We start from the raw sequence: 17,504 nt of genomic DNA on the forward strand, positions 1-17,504 counted from the left end.
CAAACATATTATTCAAACTTGATATCAGTCCAAATTATAGCCCGCCATTGAGCAATTGAAGATAAAGTTTTAGGGTTTGAGCAATAATGTGGCGATCACTAAAACGTTGCTCCACCAGCAATCGTCCTTGTTCACCCATTTTACCTCTCAACGGCTGATCCATAAGAAGCCTTGCCAATGCGGACGCTAATGTATCTGGATCATTGGGGGGCACCAGCAAACCGTTGACTCCATCTTGGACAACATCGCGACAACCGGGCACATCCGTTGCCACAATGGGTTTTCCACAAGCCGCTGCTTCTAGTAGAACAGTCGGGATGCCCTCACCCAGGCTGGGCAGAGCTACCAGATGGCAAGCGGCAAACACAGTGCGCATATCTGCTTTCCAGCCCCACCACTCCACTATACCTTCATCCACCCATTTTTCCACCACTTCAACGCCGATACTAGCTGGATTTCCAGGATCGGTTTCACCGACCAAAATACAGCGCACATCCATCTTTTGTTTGAGGAGGCGGGCCGCATCAACAAATGTCCCAACGCCTTTATCCCACAACAAGCGGCCAGCCATCAATACGGTTGGGATTCCATCCGGTTCAGGTGAGGAATAGTAATAGTCTGTATCTACCCCCACGCCCTCGATAACGAAGGAATACTCCGGGCGAACAAGGGCTTCATCCAAAAAATATTGACGATCGGTTTGATTCTCGAAAATCGTTGCACCACCACCCGCATTGAGCATTAAGCGATAAGTCCCCTTGACGAAAGGTTTTAGCACCATCGCCCTTAGATCACGGCCCAAAAACACATAGCCGCGTCCGGTAATGGAACGAACAACAGCCGGCAATTTAACCAGCCTGGCAGCCAATGAGCCGTAGAGTACAGCCTTGATGGTATGCAAATGTACAAGGGAGGGATTTTCATGTTGAAAAATACGAATCAAATCAAAAACACTATTAATTTCCCCAAGCGGGTTGATTGTCTGACGGCCCACAGACCATTCCAGCCAGCGGAATCCCTCCGCTTTAATCTCCTGTACATATTGCCCGGCTGGAGAAACAAATACCACATCCATCCCCTGTGTGCGCAGGTGTTTTGCCAGCAAAAGGCGAAAACGATAGAGATACCAATCAGTGTTTGCAACAAGGAGGATTTTGGTCATTCATCTCTTCAACGCAAGGCGGCCTGTTTCAGCAAAGCGAGCAACTGAGGCGCTGTGACTTCCAGATCGTACTCTTTTTCAACTTTTTTTCTGCCTGCGATCCCCATTTTTATTCTCGCTTCGGGGTTATCACGAAGATATTCCAAGGCATATATCCATTCATTTTCAGAGGTGGCTAAAAAGCCATTGACCCCATACTCAATAATCTGACTATTAATCCCCACCGGAGAGGCCACAACGGGCAACCCAGCAGCCATATATTGAATCAATTTATAACCACATTTTCCCTTTTCAAATGGGCCATCAGGAAGAGGCATGATCCCTACATCGAACTGCTGTACAACAGCAACTTCAGTCTCTTCGCTCCAGGGGAGAATCGTTTTCGGAATCTGAGGCAATAAATCGGTCCCACCCGCGCCGATCAATACAACTTCTGTTTGGCCTTCATAGACAAGGGTTTCCAAGGATGATTGAATTGCACCCAAGAATGGCGAGGTGACCGGTGAGCCGATCCATCCAATAACAAATCGAGATTTGATTGTTTTTTTAGGTTGAATATATCGCAATCCATCCACAACGCTGGGCAAGTATACCACCCGCTTTGCACCTGCCTTGATGGCGCGTTCCTTCAAATAATCATTTCCCACAATCACAAGAGCCGCATCACGCATAACCCGATCTATTTTTTTTCCGAGAAAAAACCGAACCAACACGTTTTGGTGCTGGTCATAACGATGAAAGACTGCATCATCGTAATCAACGACATAAGGGATATCCATTTTCTTAAGGAACATTTCACCCCAGGCAGGGAGCCAAGGCAAGAGTTCCTTCTCCAACCAGACTAGATTAAAAGAGCGGCTTTTTATTAACCAGCGAAGTCGTTTCAGGTATGCGGATATGATTAGGTTCAGATTTTGTCGTTTTTTCTCATACAATCTTTGCACATAATCATCGTTGAGAAGAGGAGCAACGATGATCTCAATGCCATGGGCAGTCAGGTAGGGAATATATTGATAAAAACGCACCCGGCTGCTGGAGCCAAGTCGTTCATAACGAGTAAAGGTGAGGATATGCATTAGAGTCTTTTTTCAATCGCCTTTTTCAGCACACGCCGAAGTTGATACTCGCGGACAAAAGGCTTGAACCAGCCATGTTCCATGGACCTGACCAGGTCCGAAGGTCTAACGCAGCGATGGTTTTGTATCTCCCGCCGTTTATGGAGCGAGGTCAATAATCCACGCACTGCATCCCCTTTCGCTCGCCATAAAACCCCTCCCCGTCCCAAAAAAGTGTAATAGCATAGATATACTAAACTCGTCATGATATGCAATGGCAAGTATAGCCAAATGTATGGGAATGGCATGTTAGCAAAAAAGATCCATACAAGATTGCGGTGTGAATAATAGAAAGCAAAATCGCTTCGCACACCTAGTGTTCCTGACCCAATATGCTCCACAACTGCATCAGCCACATATAATGCTCGATAACCTGCCAAACGCAATCGAAATCCCAGATCAACATCTTCATAATAACTGAACAGGTCTTCGTCAAAGCCACCCACTTCCAGAAATGCTTCATGGGAGTACAATGCTGCGGCGGCACAAGGGCTGAATATCTCAGTTGATTCCCCGCCGTAATGGTCTGCTGGATAACCAAGATAACGTCTCCACGCAAATCCGCTGATGTGATAGACATCCCCTGCACCATCCAGATAATGCACATCACTGGCTTGAATCTGGCGCGACGAAAAACTGGAGAACTCTGGTTTTTTTTTAGCCGCTTCGATTAATTTTGATAACCAATCAGATGCAGGAAATGCATCGGAATTCAGCAACGCCAGCCAACGTCCCCGAGCGAGGCGCGCCCCAATATTGTTTGCGGCAGAAAACCCCATATTCTCACTTAATCCATGGATATGAAGATCAAGCGATGGGTATCTTTCCTTCAACCCATTCAGCGTCCCATCAACAGAGCCATTATCCACAAGAATAACCTCAAAATCCTGAAAAGACTGTGCCAAAAGATGATTTAGGCAGTCGGCCAGATATTTCTTGCTATTCCAGGCAACGATAATTATGGAGACAAGGGGAAGAGGTTGCATTGTTTATAACTGATGCTTATTATTTAGGTAGGTCAAAAATCGTGTCATTTGCAAAAATACACTCTTCCAAATTAGAAGATTAGCCCTTATATATTTCTATTAAATAATTACTATTTTCAACTAATAGTTTTCCGCAATTTTCCAAAGTATCAGCATATGAAAGCAGAGCTCCTGCAAAGTATTCCATAAGGGATTTACCATTCAGCAGACTCTGGGCTACCAAAAAAACCGCTTGTAGTAAAGAAACTGCCAACGGCAAAACATCCTAGATCAAGCTGTCCGGTGGTAAATTTAACAAACAAATTTGCATCGCTAACTCGGAGCAAAGCGTATAAGTGGTGCACAATCACAAGAGAAGCCATAATAAATCTTAGAACATCGAAAGCATTGTTCTTTACGTGGTAAATCTCCAGAATTGACTTCTTAAAATTCCATATCTCTTTCATACTCAAACTCGCCTTATCAATAGGACCTCTCATCATTTAGATTCCTGCAATCAACCGGATAATATCTCTAGTTGCCGCTTCCTTGGAAATTGTAACCCCAATACTTTTCTGGATTTTTCCGATCTTACTAATCTGGGCATTTATCATGTCTAAAACTTCCTGTCGCCGGATACGGGAATCGAGATCATCAACCGGATTTCGTTGATAGACCTTTTCGTAGGCCGCCAGCGTTCTGTGCCGTTCAGTATATATGGAGTTTGTGCTATTAACATAATAACGGTATTCACAGACAACCTTTTTAACGTGGTGGAAAGGATAATCGGCGCTCAAGCGAAGTAGAAATTCGTAATCTTCCAACCTATCGAGAGACTCATCCCACAAACCAATTTTTTCCGTACATTCACGAGCATGCAACCAGGTGTGAATAGGTATATGGTTTTGAATGAGTAATTCCTTGCGACTATACTCCCAAGGTGTCACCGCCATTAATATTTCCGGGGTTATTTTTTTCTCGTCGAGAAACAGCGCACGATTGCAGTCACCATAAACAAATTTAGACTTATTTCTCTCCGCTGCCCGAAAAAGTTCCTCCAGATGCCAGGGGTACAAAATATCATCGTCGTCTAGGTAGGAAATCCATTTTCCTATACTATCTTGAAAGCCTCTATTTACCGCAGCCGTGCGCCCTTTTGAAATTTCATTGTGGACATATTTAATGGGGAATTGTGCCGCGAAAAAGTGCAACAAATTTGAAACGTCTTCTCCACCATCATTAACCAATACCACTTCGAAATCTCTGAAAGTCTGATTAGCCAAACTTGCAAGCGCCCTTTGGAGCAACAACGAGCGATCTTTAGTTCTGACGATAACACTCACGTTATCTTTTCTTGACATATTTGCGGGTAACAACTGGCGGGACGTAGTTGCAATTCTTCCGGCTTTTTTATAAAAACGCACTCTGTTTCTTCCCATATATTGATCGTGCGAAATTTTGTTGGACTTAAAGGTGGCGCTTCCATGATGGTACACAAAGGCATTTTTTGCTATGGCAAGCCGAAAACCAGCCATTCTGGCTCTTAAACAATAGTCATCATCCTCGAAATTCCCTTTTTCATAGCTTTCATCCAAGCCGCCGATAAGGTCTATGAGTTCGCGCTTTATCATCACACAGAAAAAAACAAGGCGGTTTGACTCGTACATCACATCAGTGCGGCCCGCAATGCTTTCTGCATATTGATTAAGAATATCTATATCCGGAGGAAGTTCCTTTGCGTTTTCGTCAATTTGAGGGCCCTCCCCTACATAGTTGGTAACAGGGCTCAAAATACCGATGGAAGAGTCGCTTCCCATCGCATCGATCAGATTGTCCAACCACCCATGCGTTACTATTGTGTCATTATTTAAGATAACAACGAACTCACCCTTGCTCTGACGAATACCATAATTAACAGCGGGGCCAAAACCCAGATTTCTCTCCATCCTAAATATCTGCAACGATGTGTTTCTTTCACTTTCGTCCTTCAGCCAGCGTGAAGTGTTGTCTTCAGATGCATTATCAATCACAATAATTTCATACTGTATACTCTGAACCTCCGGTGAAAGGCTATGAATACACTCCTTGGTTAATGAGAGCGCGTTAAAGACCGGAATGATAATACTCACAGCGGGACTAACCCCGGCTTCATTTTGAAAGCGCAGTACGTTTCTTAACACGTTATTCAGGGACAATTGGTTTCTGACCCTGGTTAATAACCCCGTAATACCCTCACCTCTCAGCACAAGTTGCACACGATAAATAAACCTCACAAGCCTATTTCCAAAAACGACTAGCCGTTCATATAATATTTGCATTTTTAGCACCTAATTCGAGGTAACACTTTATTGAGCACTTGCCCAGCGTCTTCTTTCAGTTTCCAACTGGGTACTCGAAAATAAGTAATCTTGCAAGAGTCAGTTTGAGTGCGTTGGAGGTTGTGAATTGCGGCAGTCAAGTTGAAACGCATGGCAAATCTTTTCTGCGATCACTTGCATCTGCAATTAGCCTAACGAGGAATAAATGGCACTTTAATCATTACGCGATCAATTTCCTGAGAGGATACAGTTCGCAATTGTTGAGCGTGTTTTCTTTTGCGGAGTACGGTGGGCAAAGCACGGAACGCATCCAACTGGGATTTCAAAATTATGCTTCTTTTTTTCCTGAGCAAAAATACGGCAGACACATAAATATTCATGAGCATGTGACGAGGCAGGTAAGCCCAAAGTAGGGAAGCAGGCATATCCTTGAAAAATGTCCACACAAGGTTGCGATACCCATGGTATACAGCGAAATCGCTCTCTTTGCCTGTACTGGCAGAACCAACATGATATACCACAGCCTGTGGAACATAAAGGCAACGCCCACCTGCAAGTCGCAGGCGAAAGCTCAGATCCACGTCCTCAAAATACGAAAAGTAATCATCATCAAAACCGCCGGCTTTTATAAAATCATCCCGTGAGTATAATGCCGCAGCTGCGCAGGCACCGAAAACCTCACAAGATTGAGCGCAATATTTGCTTGCCGGGTAATTATAGTTTTGCCGCCACGCAAGTCCGCTGACATGATAGGCATCACCAGTTCCATCCAACAGCTCGGGGCTATTGGCTTGAATTTGACGAGATGCAAAAAAGGTAAACTCTTGATTGTCGTCTGCGGCTTGGAGTAATTGTCCAAGCCAATCAGGTTCTGGGAAGGCGTCCGCATTAAGGAGGGCCAGATATTTTCCTCGCGCAAGGCGGACACCGATGTTGTTGGCAGCGGCAAAACCGAGATTTCCATTCAGTTTTTTTATCGTCACCTTCAACCCAGGGTACTTCCCCTTCAAATCCAAATATTCCTGATCTGTTGAACCATTATCGAGGATTACAATTTCGAAATCTTTATTCGTTTGGGCAGAAAGAGCATCCAGACACTGCGGCAAATATTTCTTACTGTTCCAGGTGACGATGATGACAGAGACAAGGAAAGAAATGGGCATGGGTTGCATTATACACTGTGCTGATGAGACCAGTCTCTGAACAGTCTGAATACGTAATGCAGGGCTCAATGCACTATTCAAGGATAATTGGTACCTAATTCTAGTTACCAATCGTTTAATATCATCCTGCCCAAGAACAAGTAGTGGGCTTGATTTGATAATCCAACCTTATTTTTATGGCAAGAAATATTATGGACAATAAGCGAAGTGGCTCACTCAAAATATTCTCAGATCTTCACTAGAAATAAAACATCTTGCACTTCGAGCATCAAAAATCGGATTCATCTTATTGATGTGAGTTTGTAGATTCAACTCATAAGTGCAACTTTGAAGGTTGGTGAGAGGTAAGCTGGCGTAGGATAATGCTTCTCAAACGACCAAGTCAAAGGAGCATTATGAGAACCTACAGTCAGCTTACCCAAGCACAACGATACCAGATTTATGCGTTGCAGAAAACCGATCATAGGCTTTCGGAGATTGCAGCCATAATTGGGGTTCACAAGTCCAGCGTGAGCCGAGAGCTGAAACGGAATCGAGGGCAACGCGGCTATCGACCTCAACAGGCGCATGAACTGGCGTTGGAGCGCAGACAGAAATCTACACCAAGAATCACAACTGAGATCTGGGCGGTGGTGGAGAGCTTGTTGAGGCGGGATTGGAGTCCCGAACAAATCTCTGGCAGGCTGAAAAAGGAGCAGAAGGTTAGCATCAGCCATGAGTGGATCTATCAATATGTGCTCAAAGATAAACAAGCAGGCGGTAATTTACACCGACACTTGCGATGCCAGAAGAAACGCCGCGAACGCTACGGAAGCTATGATCGGCGCGGCAAATTGCCCAATTGCCGCAGTATTGAAGAACGTCCAGCCATCGTCAGCTCCAGAAAACGATTAGATGACTGGGAAGTGGATACGCTTATCGGCAGGAAACAGAAACAAGCCATGGTGACACTCACCGAACGAAAATCTCGTTTCACCTTGATTTGGAAAGGTGTCTCGGCGAACGGCCTGTGCCGTTCGCCAGAAAGTCTGTAGGCTATTGTTGCCAGTCATGGATCAGGTGCACACCCTGACTTCAGATCACGGCAAAGAGTTTGCAGACCACGAAAAAATTGCTGAAATACTCCAACTCAAATTCTATTTCGCTCATCCGTATGCTGCCTGGGAGCGTGGCACTAATGCAAACACGAATGGCCTACTGCGACAATACTTTCCAAAGCAATCTGACTTCCAAACGATCTCCAACAAAAAGATGAAACAAGCATTGTCAAATTTGAATTTCAGACCTCGCAAATCCCTTCGTTTCAAAACACCTTTTGAGGTGTTCTTTCATACATCTGTTGCACTTACTACTTGAATTCACAGTTAATAAGACGGGCTACAATCAACATTATCCAAAAGGCCACTGATCTTCAAATAATTGTCTATACTCATCGTAGGAGCTAGTGAGAATATCCTTTTTATCTTCCTGAGGGTGCCAGACAAATTGGCATACGAAATATAGTAATCTCTACGGGGCAAAGGTAATCGTGGCTGGTCGGGATCGATCTCACGAGGATGCAAATAGTAAATTACAGTCCGCCCTTGATCATTTACCAATCTAGTGGCCAAGTGTATTGCCCAATGTGGGAAAAAGCGAAAGTAAAATCCACCAGCAAATGGCAATCGTTGCCCAAATAGCGCTAAAACAGTAGCAGGCACTTCATACAATTTGGATCCATTCACCTCATGCACGAATGGTGCAATAGGTGCCTGACTATCTCCGTACAAAAAGGTTGTGAAGGGAAAGAGACTAGAATCGTATAGTAGCCCCAATTCTACAAGCACTTCATAAGCCCATGGAGTATTTTTGTTAATTGACCATGAAGGGGCACGATATCCTTTGACTGCCACCCCCGTGATTTCCTGCAAAATTTTTAGTGACTTATAGACATCTTCAAAAAATTCACCCCGAGTTTGCTGATAAACCAATTTATGTCCATAGCCATGGGATGCAATTTCGTGTCCCTCCGCATGCACACGGCGGACAAGTTCCGGATATTGCTCTGCGACACTACCCAGGAAGAAAAAAGTCCCCTTAGCCCTGTATTCAGCCATGGCTTCGAGCAATGTTTCAGTGTTAGTTTTTACGCGCTGTTCCAGCGAAAAACCAGGCAAAGAAGTCATGGATGCAAAATTTAGGTGATACCATTCCTCAACGTCAATGCAGAATACATTAGCTGCGCTACTGGAAGAGTGGGATGTATTCATAACAAACTCCTAAGAAAAAAATGTCAAGTATTAAAGCCATATTTGATCACTTGAAAAATATCGGCTGACAAGTTACCTTTCTTCTCAAGCAAACCCTTAACATTAAGTAGAGAGTAAAACCTGAATTCTCAACAACTATGTAATCTAATCTTATTACACAAGCTTGACCGTCTAAATAGATTAAGTAATGAAATCCAAGGAGCATTTCAGATGGATGCTTGTATATTCCATTCAACTCACATCTCTTATGAATCCTTGGAGAAAGTATTAACAAAATTCAACGATTAACCCATATAATAACCACCATTGATATTAATTACCTGGCCCGTAATATATCCTGCTTGCGGTGCACACAAAAAATGGATTGCCCATAATAACTCATCAATCTGACCAAATCTTTTCATCGGTATTTGGTCTTTTAATATATCTAAAGTTTCTGGGGCAATTGTATACAACATGCCTTCATCAAAATATCCTAACGACAGGGCATTTACTGTTATGCCCTTCAATGCTATTTCTTTTGCCACTGACCTTGTAAAGCCTATGACCCCTGCTTTTGAGGCTGCATAAGCTCCAGTTCCAGCTACACCAGATTGAGCAACTACAGATGTCATATTTACAATTCTGCCATAACTATTTGCTCTCATTAAAGGCAACACATATTTTGTACAAAGGAAAGTGCCCTTGAGGTTGGTGTCAATCACAGAACGCCAGTTTTCGGAAGTTAATTTCCAAGCCACCCCGTCAATTGAAATGCCAGCGTTATTTATTAATATATCTATACGATTATTTTCCTTGGCAATTAATTCAAAAAAGTCTTTAACCTGACTTTCGTTGGAAACGTCTAATTGATAATATTCTGAACGACCACCTTTTGAAGTAATTCCATCACTAACAAGCCTGGCCAGCTCACCTTTAGATTTATATGTAAAAACAACTTTTATACCCAATTGTGATAGTGAAAGCGCTATATGGCTCCCTAGTCCTCTTGAAGCGCCAGTAACAACAGCAACTTGATCTGTATATTTAATCATTTTACTCTCTCTAACTCCATCTCATTATTAATGAGCCCCAAGCCCAGCCGGCCCCAACAGCAGCAAAAGCAATAATATCCCCTTTTTTCAAGGAACCTGAATTGACTGCTTCATCCAGAATAATCGCTACAGTTGCGGCAGAAGTATTTGCGTATTTATCCATATTTGTATAGAATTTACTAAAAGGCATATCTATAATTTCTGCCGTTTTCTTTAAGACATTCATGCTCGGCTGATGCGGTAGTACGTGATCTATATCAGAAATCGACATCCCCGCCCTTTCCAATGACCGCTGTAAAGTTTGGGGGATTCTTTTGGTAGCCATGTTATAGACAGCTTGACCATCCATATGCCAAAAATTCAGCCCTTGATCTAATGTTTCATGAGTGGTGGGCGTTTCAGACCCTCCAGCTGGAATCGTCCAAGCAAATTCTTCAGAGCCATCGGCTCCTAAATCAAAAGACAAGACTCCCTCCCCGACAGGACATGCGGTTAATACTGCTGCGCCGGCTCCATCTCCAAAGAATACACAATCTCTCCTGCTCCAATCCGTAATTTTTGAAAAAGTATCTGCACCTATCACAAGTACATTTTTATAAGCGCCAGACTGGATAAACTGCGTCCCCACAACCATACCATAAATAAAACTTGAGCATACAGCTGACAAGTCAAAAGCAGCGCAATGTTCTGCACCCAATTGGTGCTGAATATAACATGCCGTGGACGGGGCCGGCCGGCGTGGTGTTGTTGTTCCCAAAATGATCAGATCCAAATCTTTCGGACTAATACCAGCCTTATCCAACGCCTTCTTTGACGCCGCAATGGCTAAATCAGCGGTCGACTCATTAGGGCCCGCAATGTGCCGCTCTCGAACACCTAATTTCCTATACGTCCATTCAGCGCTGGTATTTGGGACTGTTTGCTCAATTTCCTCGTTCGTCAAAACTCGTTCTGGAAGGAATGAACCTGTCCCAGAAATTTTGGCAGACCTTCGGTCAAAATTCATTTATTTCTCTCCTAGATAACATCTGTATCACCCCAAGTCAAAAGCCAATTGGCCTGATTATATAAGTTTTCAAAATTAAAAGCTAGCATATCATCTGAATTCTTGTGAATGATAAACCAAAACTTTTTCGGTGAAGCCAGAAAACCATGACGCTTGAGAAGATCATAATACCGATTTGATCTCGAAATCATAGATGCAATTAATGCAATATTTTTCTGCGCCCTATAATAAGTCTTGACATAGTCGATTAGAGCGTCCAGCGCAGAAAAGTGATCAGGATCTACCAACAGATCTACAATTACCCCACAATTAAGCCCAAGGATATTTTCCTTCCTGATTACTACGTATCCTACTAATTCCTTCCCAACGTAGGATCCTAAAATTTTGTATTGGTAGTAAGGATGCTCAATGTATCGCCACTTGAGATAGTTCTTAGTACGAGATGCCACTATTGCAAATTGTTGGGACGCACGCTGCCAAAGATGATCGAAATCTTCTGTAACCGCATCAATTTTACGTATGGAACATTGATTTCTAGGCTTTGAAAAAACATTTGCGGTACTTTCCTTGATTTTTCTGTACCCGCCCCAAATTGAATTCAAGGCCGTGCCAATAAATCGAGACATTACTTTATTTTTAAAATAGTACTGTACAATCGAAATAAAATTTTGAGGATACACTAGTACAGGTAGGTCAAAAATATGCTCCCATCCCACCTTCAGATGTCCCGGCATAACATCTTTTCTTACAGGGAAACCATATGAAAACAAAATACCTTTTTCTCCCGAATCCACCAGAGCGGCTTTACCCAAAGCAGCAAACATACCTTGAAAACGATATCGTTCATCCGTCATAACGTCTACGACAATTGAACCCATATGGTTTCCATTATCTATCTTCCATAACCGGGGAATAACAGCGTAATGACCGACAATAAGGCCGTGATCATCAGCCAACCATATATTTGAAACTCCGTCAGGGTTTTTGATAAATTCCCATTTCCAATACTCCTCAGAAAACCTATCAGGATTTTGTTCAGAAAACACTCTTCGATCTAAATCGAGGATCGCAGTTTCATCCCCATCTAAATAAGATCTCAGCTTCCAATTGATAATTTTCATAAATTATTCCTTTTATTTCTCTACCATGTATCCAAAAACGGGGTTATGATCTCGTGGAGAACGCAGATAAAAACCACGTTTTCCTATGCCTCACGGATTTTGTATGGCAAGGAAATTAATTTCGATTTAGGCTTGTTCTTGATGATTCTTGAGCATTTTATGGCCACAGGCGCTGGGGCAAACTGGTCCATATTAATTGCAGAACATGAAGATGAAACTACGAATCCAGCAAAATGTTTCGGCCCATCTTTTGAGATAATTCACCGTCACGATAAAAAGGCAGGTAATTAGTTCTTTGATTCTATTGGGCGTCGCGCTAACAATAGCAGCGCATCAGAACGACCCCGCTGTCGTTCTATGAAATTTACCAAGTAAAAACCGGGAGCAAATAGTGTGGCTTGAAATCTCGAAATAGATGAGTCTACCAACATCCTCTCAATAACAGTGTTGTTTGGGATTTCATCCAAATATGTCATGGAAATCGTTTCAAAGTTATGAAACTTCAGATAATGTTGCAGCGATTCTTGGTTAAAATACACCGTATGCGGAGCCTGGTAGGCTATTAACCACAATCGTTTTATTACATTGTATAAAAGTGAACCTATAAAGCGCACAAGAAAATGGGATATCTTGAAGTACAAACCATCATTACTTGGTAACTTAATCACCCACAGACCACCCGGTTTTAACTTGGAGTGTACCAAGTGTGCAAAATTAGGTAATTGTTCGGTAGGAATGTGCTCCAAAATATCCAAAGTGGATATCACATCAAAGCTCTGATCAGGTGCAACTGAATCATCCATTAGACCTTGATAAACATTTTCGCTCCCCACTAACGAAGCGGCCTGCTTCAAAGCCTTAGAGTCAGGTTCAACACCCAAGACTCGATAGCCCCTACGCAATACTTCTTGCAGCATATTACCTGTACCACACCCAATATCCAGCCAATATCCATCCTTAGGCCGGCCCTTATGATACTGTCTGACAAATTCACTTATCAACTTGGCCTGCTCGCGCCGAACCAAACCTATACTTTGCTCATATGCCCCATCATTTATGCGCTCATAACCTGCCTGGCCATTTTTTTCACTATCGTTTATCAACAAACCGCATTTAATACAAGCCTTGATACGCAACAAGTTCGGTATCAGTTCTCTGTCATTGAATTTAAGTCCCTGGCAAGCTGGGCATATTATTGTAGTCATCTCAATTTTCCGCTCGTATTATATGAATCATCACAGCCAAATCACTAACAGAGGATTTGATAGTCTTCTGGCATTTTGAGAACTGGTTCATGCACTAAGGGTACAAGCAAATATCCTCATAAAAAATAGGTGTTTAGTATAACTTATATGGGGAAATTTTCTATAGATTCACTATGGATTACCAGCGCAACCAATCTAACTCGCAACCAATCTAACTAATGAAAAATCAACAAACACAAGCAGTGTTTATTGATTCAGTTCCTGCTCTTTATAAATATGCCACACGCTCTCTCCTGATTGGTGAACAATGCGATTAGGTACATTCTGCACATCCAGTGCTATAGCCTGCAATACAAATTGAACGCCTAAAATAATGGGCATAACTACGAGCATAACCGTGCCCGTTGGAGTAGCTACCTGAGTTAGTTCAGCCAGCCACCAGTGATAGGCACCAAAGGGGATACCAAATCCCAACAAACACAAGCCACTAAGGAGATACAGCGACACTAGGCTAAAATCCTTTACAAAATACTGTATCCAAATCCGCCTGATAAAACCAATCAATAAACGCCTTGGGAAATCAAACAATGCACTCCATTCGGATAAGTTACTGGTCTCATTCGAATATCGCGCTGGGATGTATACATCACGAACAACTGCTCTTAGAAGTCCCAATTCCAAGAACATACTCGTCTCAAAAAAATAACGCCGATCTATGGCTGCTGTATCAATTAGTCTCACTACAGATGCTGAGATTGCTGTATAGCCATTGGATGGATCAAACATATTCCAATAGCCGGAAGCCAACTTGGTCAAGAATGATAGACCTAAATTACCGATTCGCCTGAGAATTGGCATCGTTTTCAATTGTCGACTATGAAGGAAACGGTTGCCTTTCGTATAATCCGCCTCGCCCGCCAGAATTGGCACGATAAGATGCGGCAGATAAGCTGGATCCATCTGTCCATCAGAGTCTATTTTGACAATGATCTCCGCACCCAGTTCGATGGCCTTTTCATATCCACTCAGCATTGCACCACCAACGCCCTGGTTTTGTTTATGGCGTACAAAGGAAACTCTTTTGTCACCCACTGTCAGGGCACACTCATAAGAATCGTCAGGGCTGCAGTCATCCACAACGATAATCGTTCTGACAAACCCCGGTAGCCCACGAAGGACATCGGCAATCTGGTCGCGGGCTTTATAGAGAGGAATAACCACACAGATGTATGGCTTGTGGGAAGAAAGAATAGTTTGGCTCATGGAACCGGAATCTCACTGGTAATTTCGCGAAAGATGATATTATCCACATCAATACCACTGCCGGATATGTAGACTACTACAGTTTGAACGCTGGCAGGGGCGGTTTGCAGAAAACGATAGGAAATAAATTCGTTTCTTGGTTCTATAGGTTGGCCCCAAAACAAGCGTAGTTGCCCAGAAGAGTCTAACCAACTAATTCGAAGAGTGGCTGTGGCGTTTGCTGATATCGCCTTGTAATCTACGCTCAATTCATAGGGAACTTCATCATTGACGGCAATAATCTGACTTATTGTAGCGTCTTTTTCCAATCTGAGAACATTATTTCCATCAGAATAAAAGACTGTTCCTTCTCCAGTAATATCCCAATTATGCGGCAAACCAGCCGCATTGAACATTTCAAACCCAGAATTTTCGATTAGATTAGGGTGCAACTGAACGGCATTAGCTGTAAAAATTGGTATCTGACGGATTTTATATAATCTGAGTCCACGATCAGCGCACTCCAGTTGTAGATAACTCTCTTCAAATGCAGCGCTGAAAACACCTTGCCATTCAGATTCTGATGTGACACCCAATAGCGACCTTCGTGACGTATCGTACAGTAGATGAGTATATCCTTCAGTGACAAGATTTTGATAAATGGCGGCGAGGTTAACTGACAGAGAAGGGTCACTTAGAATATCACTCAAAGGTTTGGTGATTGTTAGAATACCATGTGGTAGGGCAGAAACCGGTGCATTAAAGTATAAATGATCGCGTATCGGTGGTATTTGCCAGACTTTGGCATTCTGACCATAATGCTGGTTAAGCCATTCAGAACAGAAATAGGTGGGTAGAATACCAGTCAGATAATCGAATCCGGATTGTTCACTTAGCACAACCTTTAGAGGAAGAGCCTGCCCGGAAACCGCCCATTGCATCCAAAATGATGGTCTGATTGCCTGTATTCCAAAACCCCCTACCAGCCCAACCAAAAACAAGGCCTGAATCACGGAGTATTGCAACCGGTTGGTTAATCTCTCCTGCCATTTGAGCAATCCAGTACCAAAGGCCAGCATAAGTAGATATATGGCGAATAGGGAATAGCGTGAATTTTGCTCAGTGACTAGCCAGGAGATGTATGCCAGTGTCCCTGCCCCAAGCCACAGCCAGTCCTTTCGCGAAGAAACCCATATCAGCCCAGTAACACCTAGAACAGCTAAAGCTAGAATCAAGGGATGATATGTGCCTAGTGATCCGAAACGAGCCGGATCAAAAAAAATACCCCAAGGTACACTAAAGATCTCGGGAAACGAAAGCCCTACCCCAAACTTTGCCACGGGCATCTCCACAATCAATGGGCTTTTGAAGATTTCATTAGCAAATGGGAACAAGGGGTTTTGAGTGAGCAAATATGAGCGTATCAGCCACGGCAGCAGGCAAACAGCCGCCGGCATCGCCAAATACAGGTTATTTGTAATTACCTTCGCATATGAACGCGTTTGATAAATTGTGACACCCACCACGACGATACCCGCAATGACCAAAGCACCGGCACCGTTCAGTTTAATGCTTGTTGCGGTTGCACCAGAAATACCGGCCACAATCAACCAGATCGGGCTTTCAGGCTCATCAAACCAGAACCGCAATGCCAGGATGCAAGCAAAATAGAAGAACATTTGCGACAGATCCACAAAACCCCAGATCATCTGCCACCACGCAAGCGTGGAACCCCAGAAAGCAAATAAAATGAGTGCAGTTTCTTTCTGATGGCGCAGATCAAAAACCTGAACATAAACGCTCACAACCAGAACAATTGCCAATCCAAATTGCAGTACCTTGGCTGCAACAAAACCAGTCATTGGCAATAGCAACAGGTGAAGCATTTCGCCAGCGAACATACCATAGGAAGAAAGCATCTCAGGCAGCGGACGGATAATGCCATCTCTCAACCAGATGACGGGCCCAGCCATTCTGAAACCCAATGCATCAGCGCCAACTTCCGGAGCAAGAGCGTCAATCCAATAGATAAGGAAAAGAGCGGTCAGCGCGGCCAGCCCACCTAACTCAAATTCCAAGAAGGGAACAGGTTGCCCCCAAGGTAAGGCGGCAAAACGCGTCAGGGAAGATTTGATTTGCTTAAGACACAATGCAGTAGTCCCTAGCAAAAACAGAAAAACACCGGTAGTACTCGTACCACCGATCAAACCCAATCCCAAAGTCACTAAAATCAGAATTCCCAGGCCCACGGCAACCGACAAAAGCCCGGCGCGGTCAATGGATGCCGAAGGGGAATTGCTCAGACGATTTAACCAACGTAATAAATGCATGCCCAAGGCATCTGAAAGTACCAAAAGCCAGCCCAATGCCAGGAGACTGGCAATCGCCCCAGCACGTAAAGTAATGAAAAGGAATGGAAGAATCAGACAAACGGCTAACGAGCCTAGTGTTAACGGATGTCGACTTATGCGCGTGCCAAGGCCGATACCAACACCCATCAAAGCCGCCATGGCAACCATCAATGAGGCCAGCACCCCATCAGTTAAATTTATTACCTTGAGCCAGGTGGACTGAATGTTGGAGTGCAATAGCAATGCGCCGGCAATAACAAGTATCAGGCTGAATGTCCCAATAATTATTTTCCGGCGATAATTTTGTCCCGCCCAGTAACCAAACAAGATAGAGCCTAAAAATATTCCGGTAACAATGAGCAAAAGTCTATTGTTCACAGGAACAAAAGTTAAACTCAACAAAAAATTATTGTCTACGCCCAGATAGCGAAGTATCACAAAAATAGCCCATCCGAAACCCGCCAAAGCGGCCATGTAAGTGAGTATTCGCTGGAGTGTACCGCGCTTAAGAATCATGAATGACCGATCTCCTGTTTATATTCTGAGATAACAATATTATTTGCAAAGATCCGG

13 protein-coding genes and 1 pseudogene are annotated in these 17,504 nt (G+C 43.5%); 1 reads left to right on the forward strand and 13 read right to left on the reverse strand.

The features are described from left to right. Positions 1 to 34 precede the first annotated feature (34 nt). The 6 genes from AC14M5_RS11480 to AC14M5_RS11505 all read right to left on the reverse strand — a co-directional run bounded on the left by AC14M5_RS11480 (position 35) and on the right by AC14M5_RS11505 (position 6,723). Entirely contained in the window at positions 35 to 1,162 is a 1,128-nt protein-coding gene (locus AC14M5_RS11480; protein WP_484029809.1) for a glycosyltransferase family 4 protein, read from the reverse strand. A gap of 8 nt (positions 1,163 to 1,170) precedes the next feature. Then, positions 1,171 to 2,238, reverse strand: a complete 1,068-nt coding sequence (locus AC14M5_RS11485; protein ID WP_484029810.1) for a glycosyltransferase family 4 protein — start codon at positions 2,236 to 2,238, stop codon at positions 1,171 to 1,173. Further along, positions 2,238 to 3,263, reverse strand: coding sequence for a glycosyltransferase family 2 protein (locus AC14M5_RS11490; protein WP_484029811.1), 1,026 nt, complete (start codon positions 3,261 to 3,263; stop codon positions 2,238 to 2,240). The genes AC14M5_RS11485 and AC14M5_RS11490 overlap by 1 nt, the downstream gene beginning before the upstream one ends. A gap of 194 nt (positions 3,264 to 3,457) precedes the next feature. Beyond that, positions 3,458 to 3,745 (reverse strand): hypothetical protein, encoded by a 288-nt coding sequence (locus AC14M5_RS11495; RefSeq protein WP_484029812.1) that lies wholly within the window; start codon positions 3,743 to 3,745, stop codon positions 3,458 to 3,460. After that, the gene (locus tag AC14M5_RS11500; RefSeq protein WP_484029813.1) at positions 3,746 to 5,560 is read right to left on the reverse strand and encodes a glycosyltransferase; all 1,815 of its coding nucleotides are present in this window, start codon (positions 5,558 to 5,560) and stop codon (positions 3,746 to 3,748) included. Between the two features lie 191 nt (positions 5,561 to 5,751). Beyond that, positions 5,752 to 6,723 carry a glycosyltransferase family 2 protein gene (locus AC14M5_RS11505; protein WP_484029814.1) on the reverse strand — a complete coding sequence of 324 codons (972 nt, stop codon included), beginning with the start codon at positions 6,721 to 6,723 and terminating at the stop codon, positions 5,752 to 5,754. Between the two features lie 395 nt (positions 6,724 to 7,118). On the opposite strand from AC14M5_RS11505, the pseudogene AC14M5_RS11510 reads away from it, so the two are divergent. Continuing rightward, positions 7,119 to 8,079: pseudogene (locus AC14M5_RS11510) on the forward strand (IS30 family transposase). Between the two features lie 8 nt (positions 8,080 to 8,087). Here AC14M5_RS11510 and AC14M5_RS11515 read toward each other — a convergent pair. The 7 genes from AC14M5_RS11515 to AC14M5_RS11545 all read right to left on the reverse strand — a co-directional run bounded on the left by AC14M5_RS11515 (position 8,088) and on the right by AC14M5_RS11545 (position 17,447). Next, on the reverse strand, positions 8,088 to 8,972 hold the full coding sequence (locus AC14M5_RS11515; RefSeq protein WP_484029815.1) for a polysaccharide deacetylase family protein: 885 nt from the start codon (positions 8,970 to 8,972) through the stop codon (positions 8,088 to 8,090). Between the two features lie 284 nt (positions 8,973 to 9,256). Further along, entirely contained in the window at positions 9,257 to 10,006 is a 750-nt protein-coding gene (locus AC14M5_RS11520; protein ID WP_484029816.1) for an SDR family NAD(P)-dependent oxidoreductase, read from the reverse strand. Positions 10,007 to 10,016: 10 nt separating this feature from the next. Beyond that, positions 10,017 to 11,012, reverse strand: coding sequence for a 3-oxoacyl-ACP synthase III family protein (locus AC14M5_RS11525; protein ID WP_484029817.1), 996 nt, complete (start codon positions 11,010 to 11,012; stop codon positions 10,017 to 10,019). A gap of 11 nt (positions 11,013 to 11,023) precedes the next feature. After that, positions 11,024 to 12,133: a GNAT family N-acetyltransferase gene (locus tag AC14M5_RS11530; protein ID WP_484029818.1), complete on the reverse strand. Its 1,110-nt coding sequence runs from the start codon at positions 12,131 to 12,133 to the stop codon at positions 11,024 to 11,026. Between the two features lie 287 nt (positions 12,134 to 12,420). Continuing rightward, complete coding sequence (locus AC14M5_RS11535) at positions 12,421 to 13,338, reverse strand: class I SAM-dependent methyltransferase (RefSeq protein ID WP_484029819.1); 918 nt, start codon at positions 13,336 to 13,338, stop codon at positions 12,421 to 12,423. A 246-nt stretch (positions 13,339 to 13,584) separates the two neighbouring features. Next, positions 13,585 to 14,601 carry a glycosyltransferase family 2 protein gene (locus tag AC14M5_RS11540; protein ID WP_484029820.1) on the reverse strand — a complete coding sequence of 339 codons (1,017 nt, stop codon included), beginning with the start codon at positions 14,599 to 14,601 and terminating at the stop codon, positions 13,585 to 13,587. Beyond that, the gene (locus tag AC14M5_RS11545; RefSeq protein WP_484029821.1) at positions 14,598 to 17,447 is read right to left on the reverse strand and encodes a hypothetical protein; all 2,850 of its coding nucleotides are present in this window, start codon (positions 17,445 to 17,447) and stop codon (positions 14,598 to 14,600) included. The genes AC14M5_RS11540 and AC14M5_RS11545 overlap by 4 nt, the downstream gene beginning before the upstream one ends. Between the last annotated feature and the right edge of the window lie 57 nt (positions 17,448 to 17,504).

The sequence above is a fragment of the Candidatus Villigracilis sp. genome (genome assembly GCF_057083605.1).

Bases quoted from the DNA above. Each gene is read 5' to 3' on its own strand.
- AC14M5_RS11495 (WP_484029812.1), bottom strand. From the start codon at position 3,745: ATGATGAGAGGTCCTATTGATAAGGCGAGTTTGAGTATGAAAGAGATA.
- AC14M5_RS11520 (WP_484029816.1), bottom strand. From the start codon at position 10,006: ATGATTAAATATACAGATCAAGTTGCTGTTGTTACTGGCGCTTCAAGA.
- AC14M5_RS11545 (WP_484029821.1), bottom strand. From the start codon at position 17,447: ATGATTCTTAAGCGCGGTACACTCCAGCGAATACTCACTTACATGGCC.
- AC14M5_RS11485 (WP_484029810.1), bottom strand. From the start codon at position 2,238: ATGCATATCCTCACCTTTACTCGTTATGAACGACTTGGCTCCAGCAGC.
- AC14M5_RS11535 (WP_484029819.1), bottom strand. From the start codon at position 13,338: ATGACTACAATAATATGCCCAGCTTGCCAGGGACTTAAATTCAATGAC.
- AC14M5_RS11540 (WP_484029820.1), bottom strand. From the start codon at position 14,601: ATGAGCCAAACTATTCTTTCTTCCCACAAGCCATACATCTGTGTGGTT.
- AC14M5_RS11480 (WP_484029809.1), bottom strand. From the start codon at position 1,162: ATGACCAAAATCCTCCTTGTTGCAAACACTGATTGGTATCTCTATCGT.
- AC14M5_RS11505 (WP_484029814.1), bottom strand. From the start codon at position 6,723: ATGCCCATTTCTTTCCTTGTCTCTGTCATCATCGTCACCTGGAACAGT.
- AC14M5_RS11530 (WP_484029818.1), bottom strand. From the start codon at position 12,133: ATGAAAATTATCAATTGGAAGCTGAGATCTTATTTAGATGGGGATGAA.
- AC14M5_RS11525 (WP_484029817.1), bottom strand. From the start codon at position 11,012: ATGAATTTTGACCGAAGGTCTGCCAAAATTTCTGGGACAGGTTCATTC.
- AC14M5_RS11500 (WP_484029813.1), bottom strand. From the start codon at position 5,560: ATGCAAATATTATATGAACGGCTAGTCGTTTTTGGAAATAGGCTTGTG.
- AC14M5_RS11490 (WP_484029811.1), bottom strand. From the start codon at position 3,263: ATGCAACCTCTTCCCCTTGTCTCCATAATTATCGTTGCCTGGAATAGC.
- AC14M5_RS11515 (WP_484029815.1), bottom strand. From the start codon at position 8,972: ATGAATACATCCCACTCTTCCAGTAGCGCAGCTAATGTATTCTGCATT.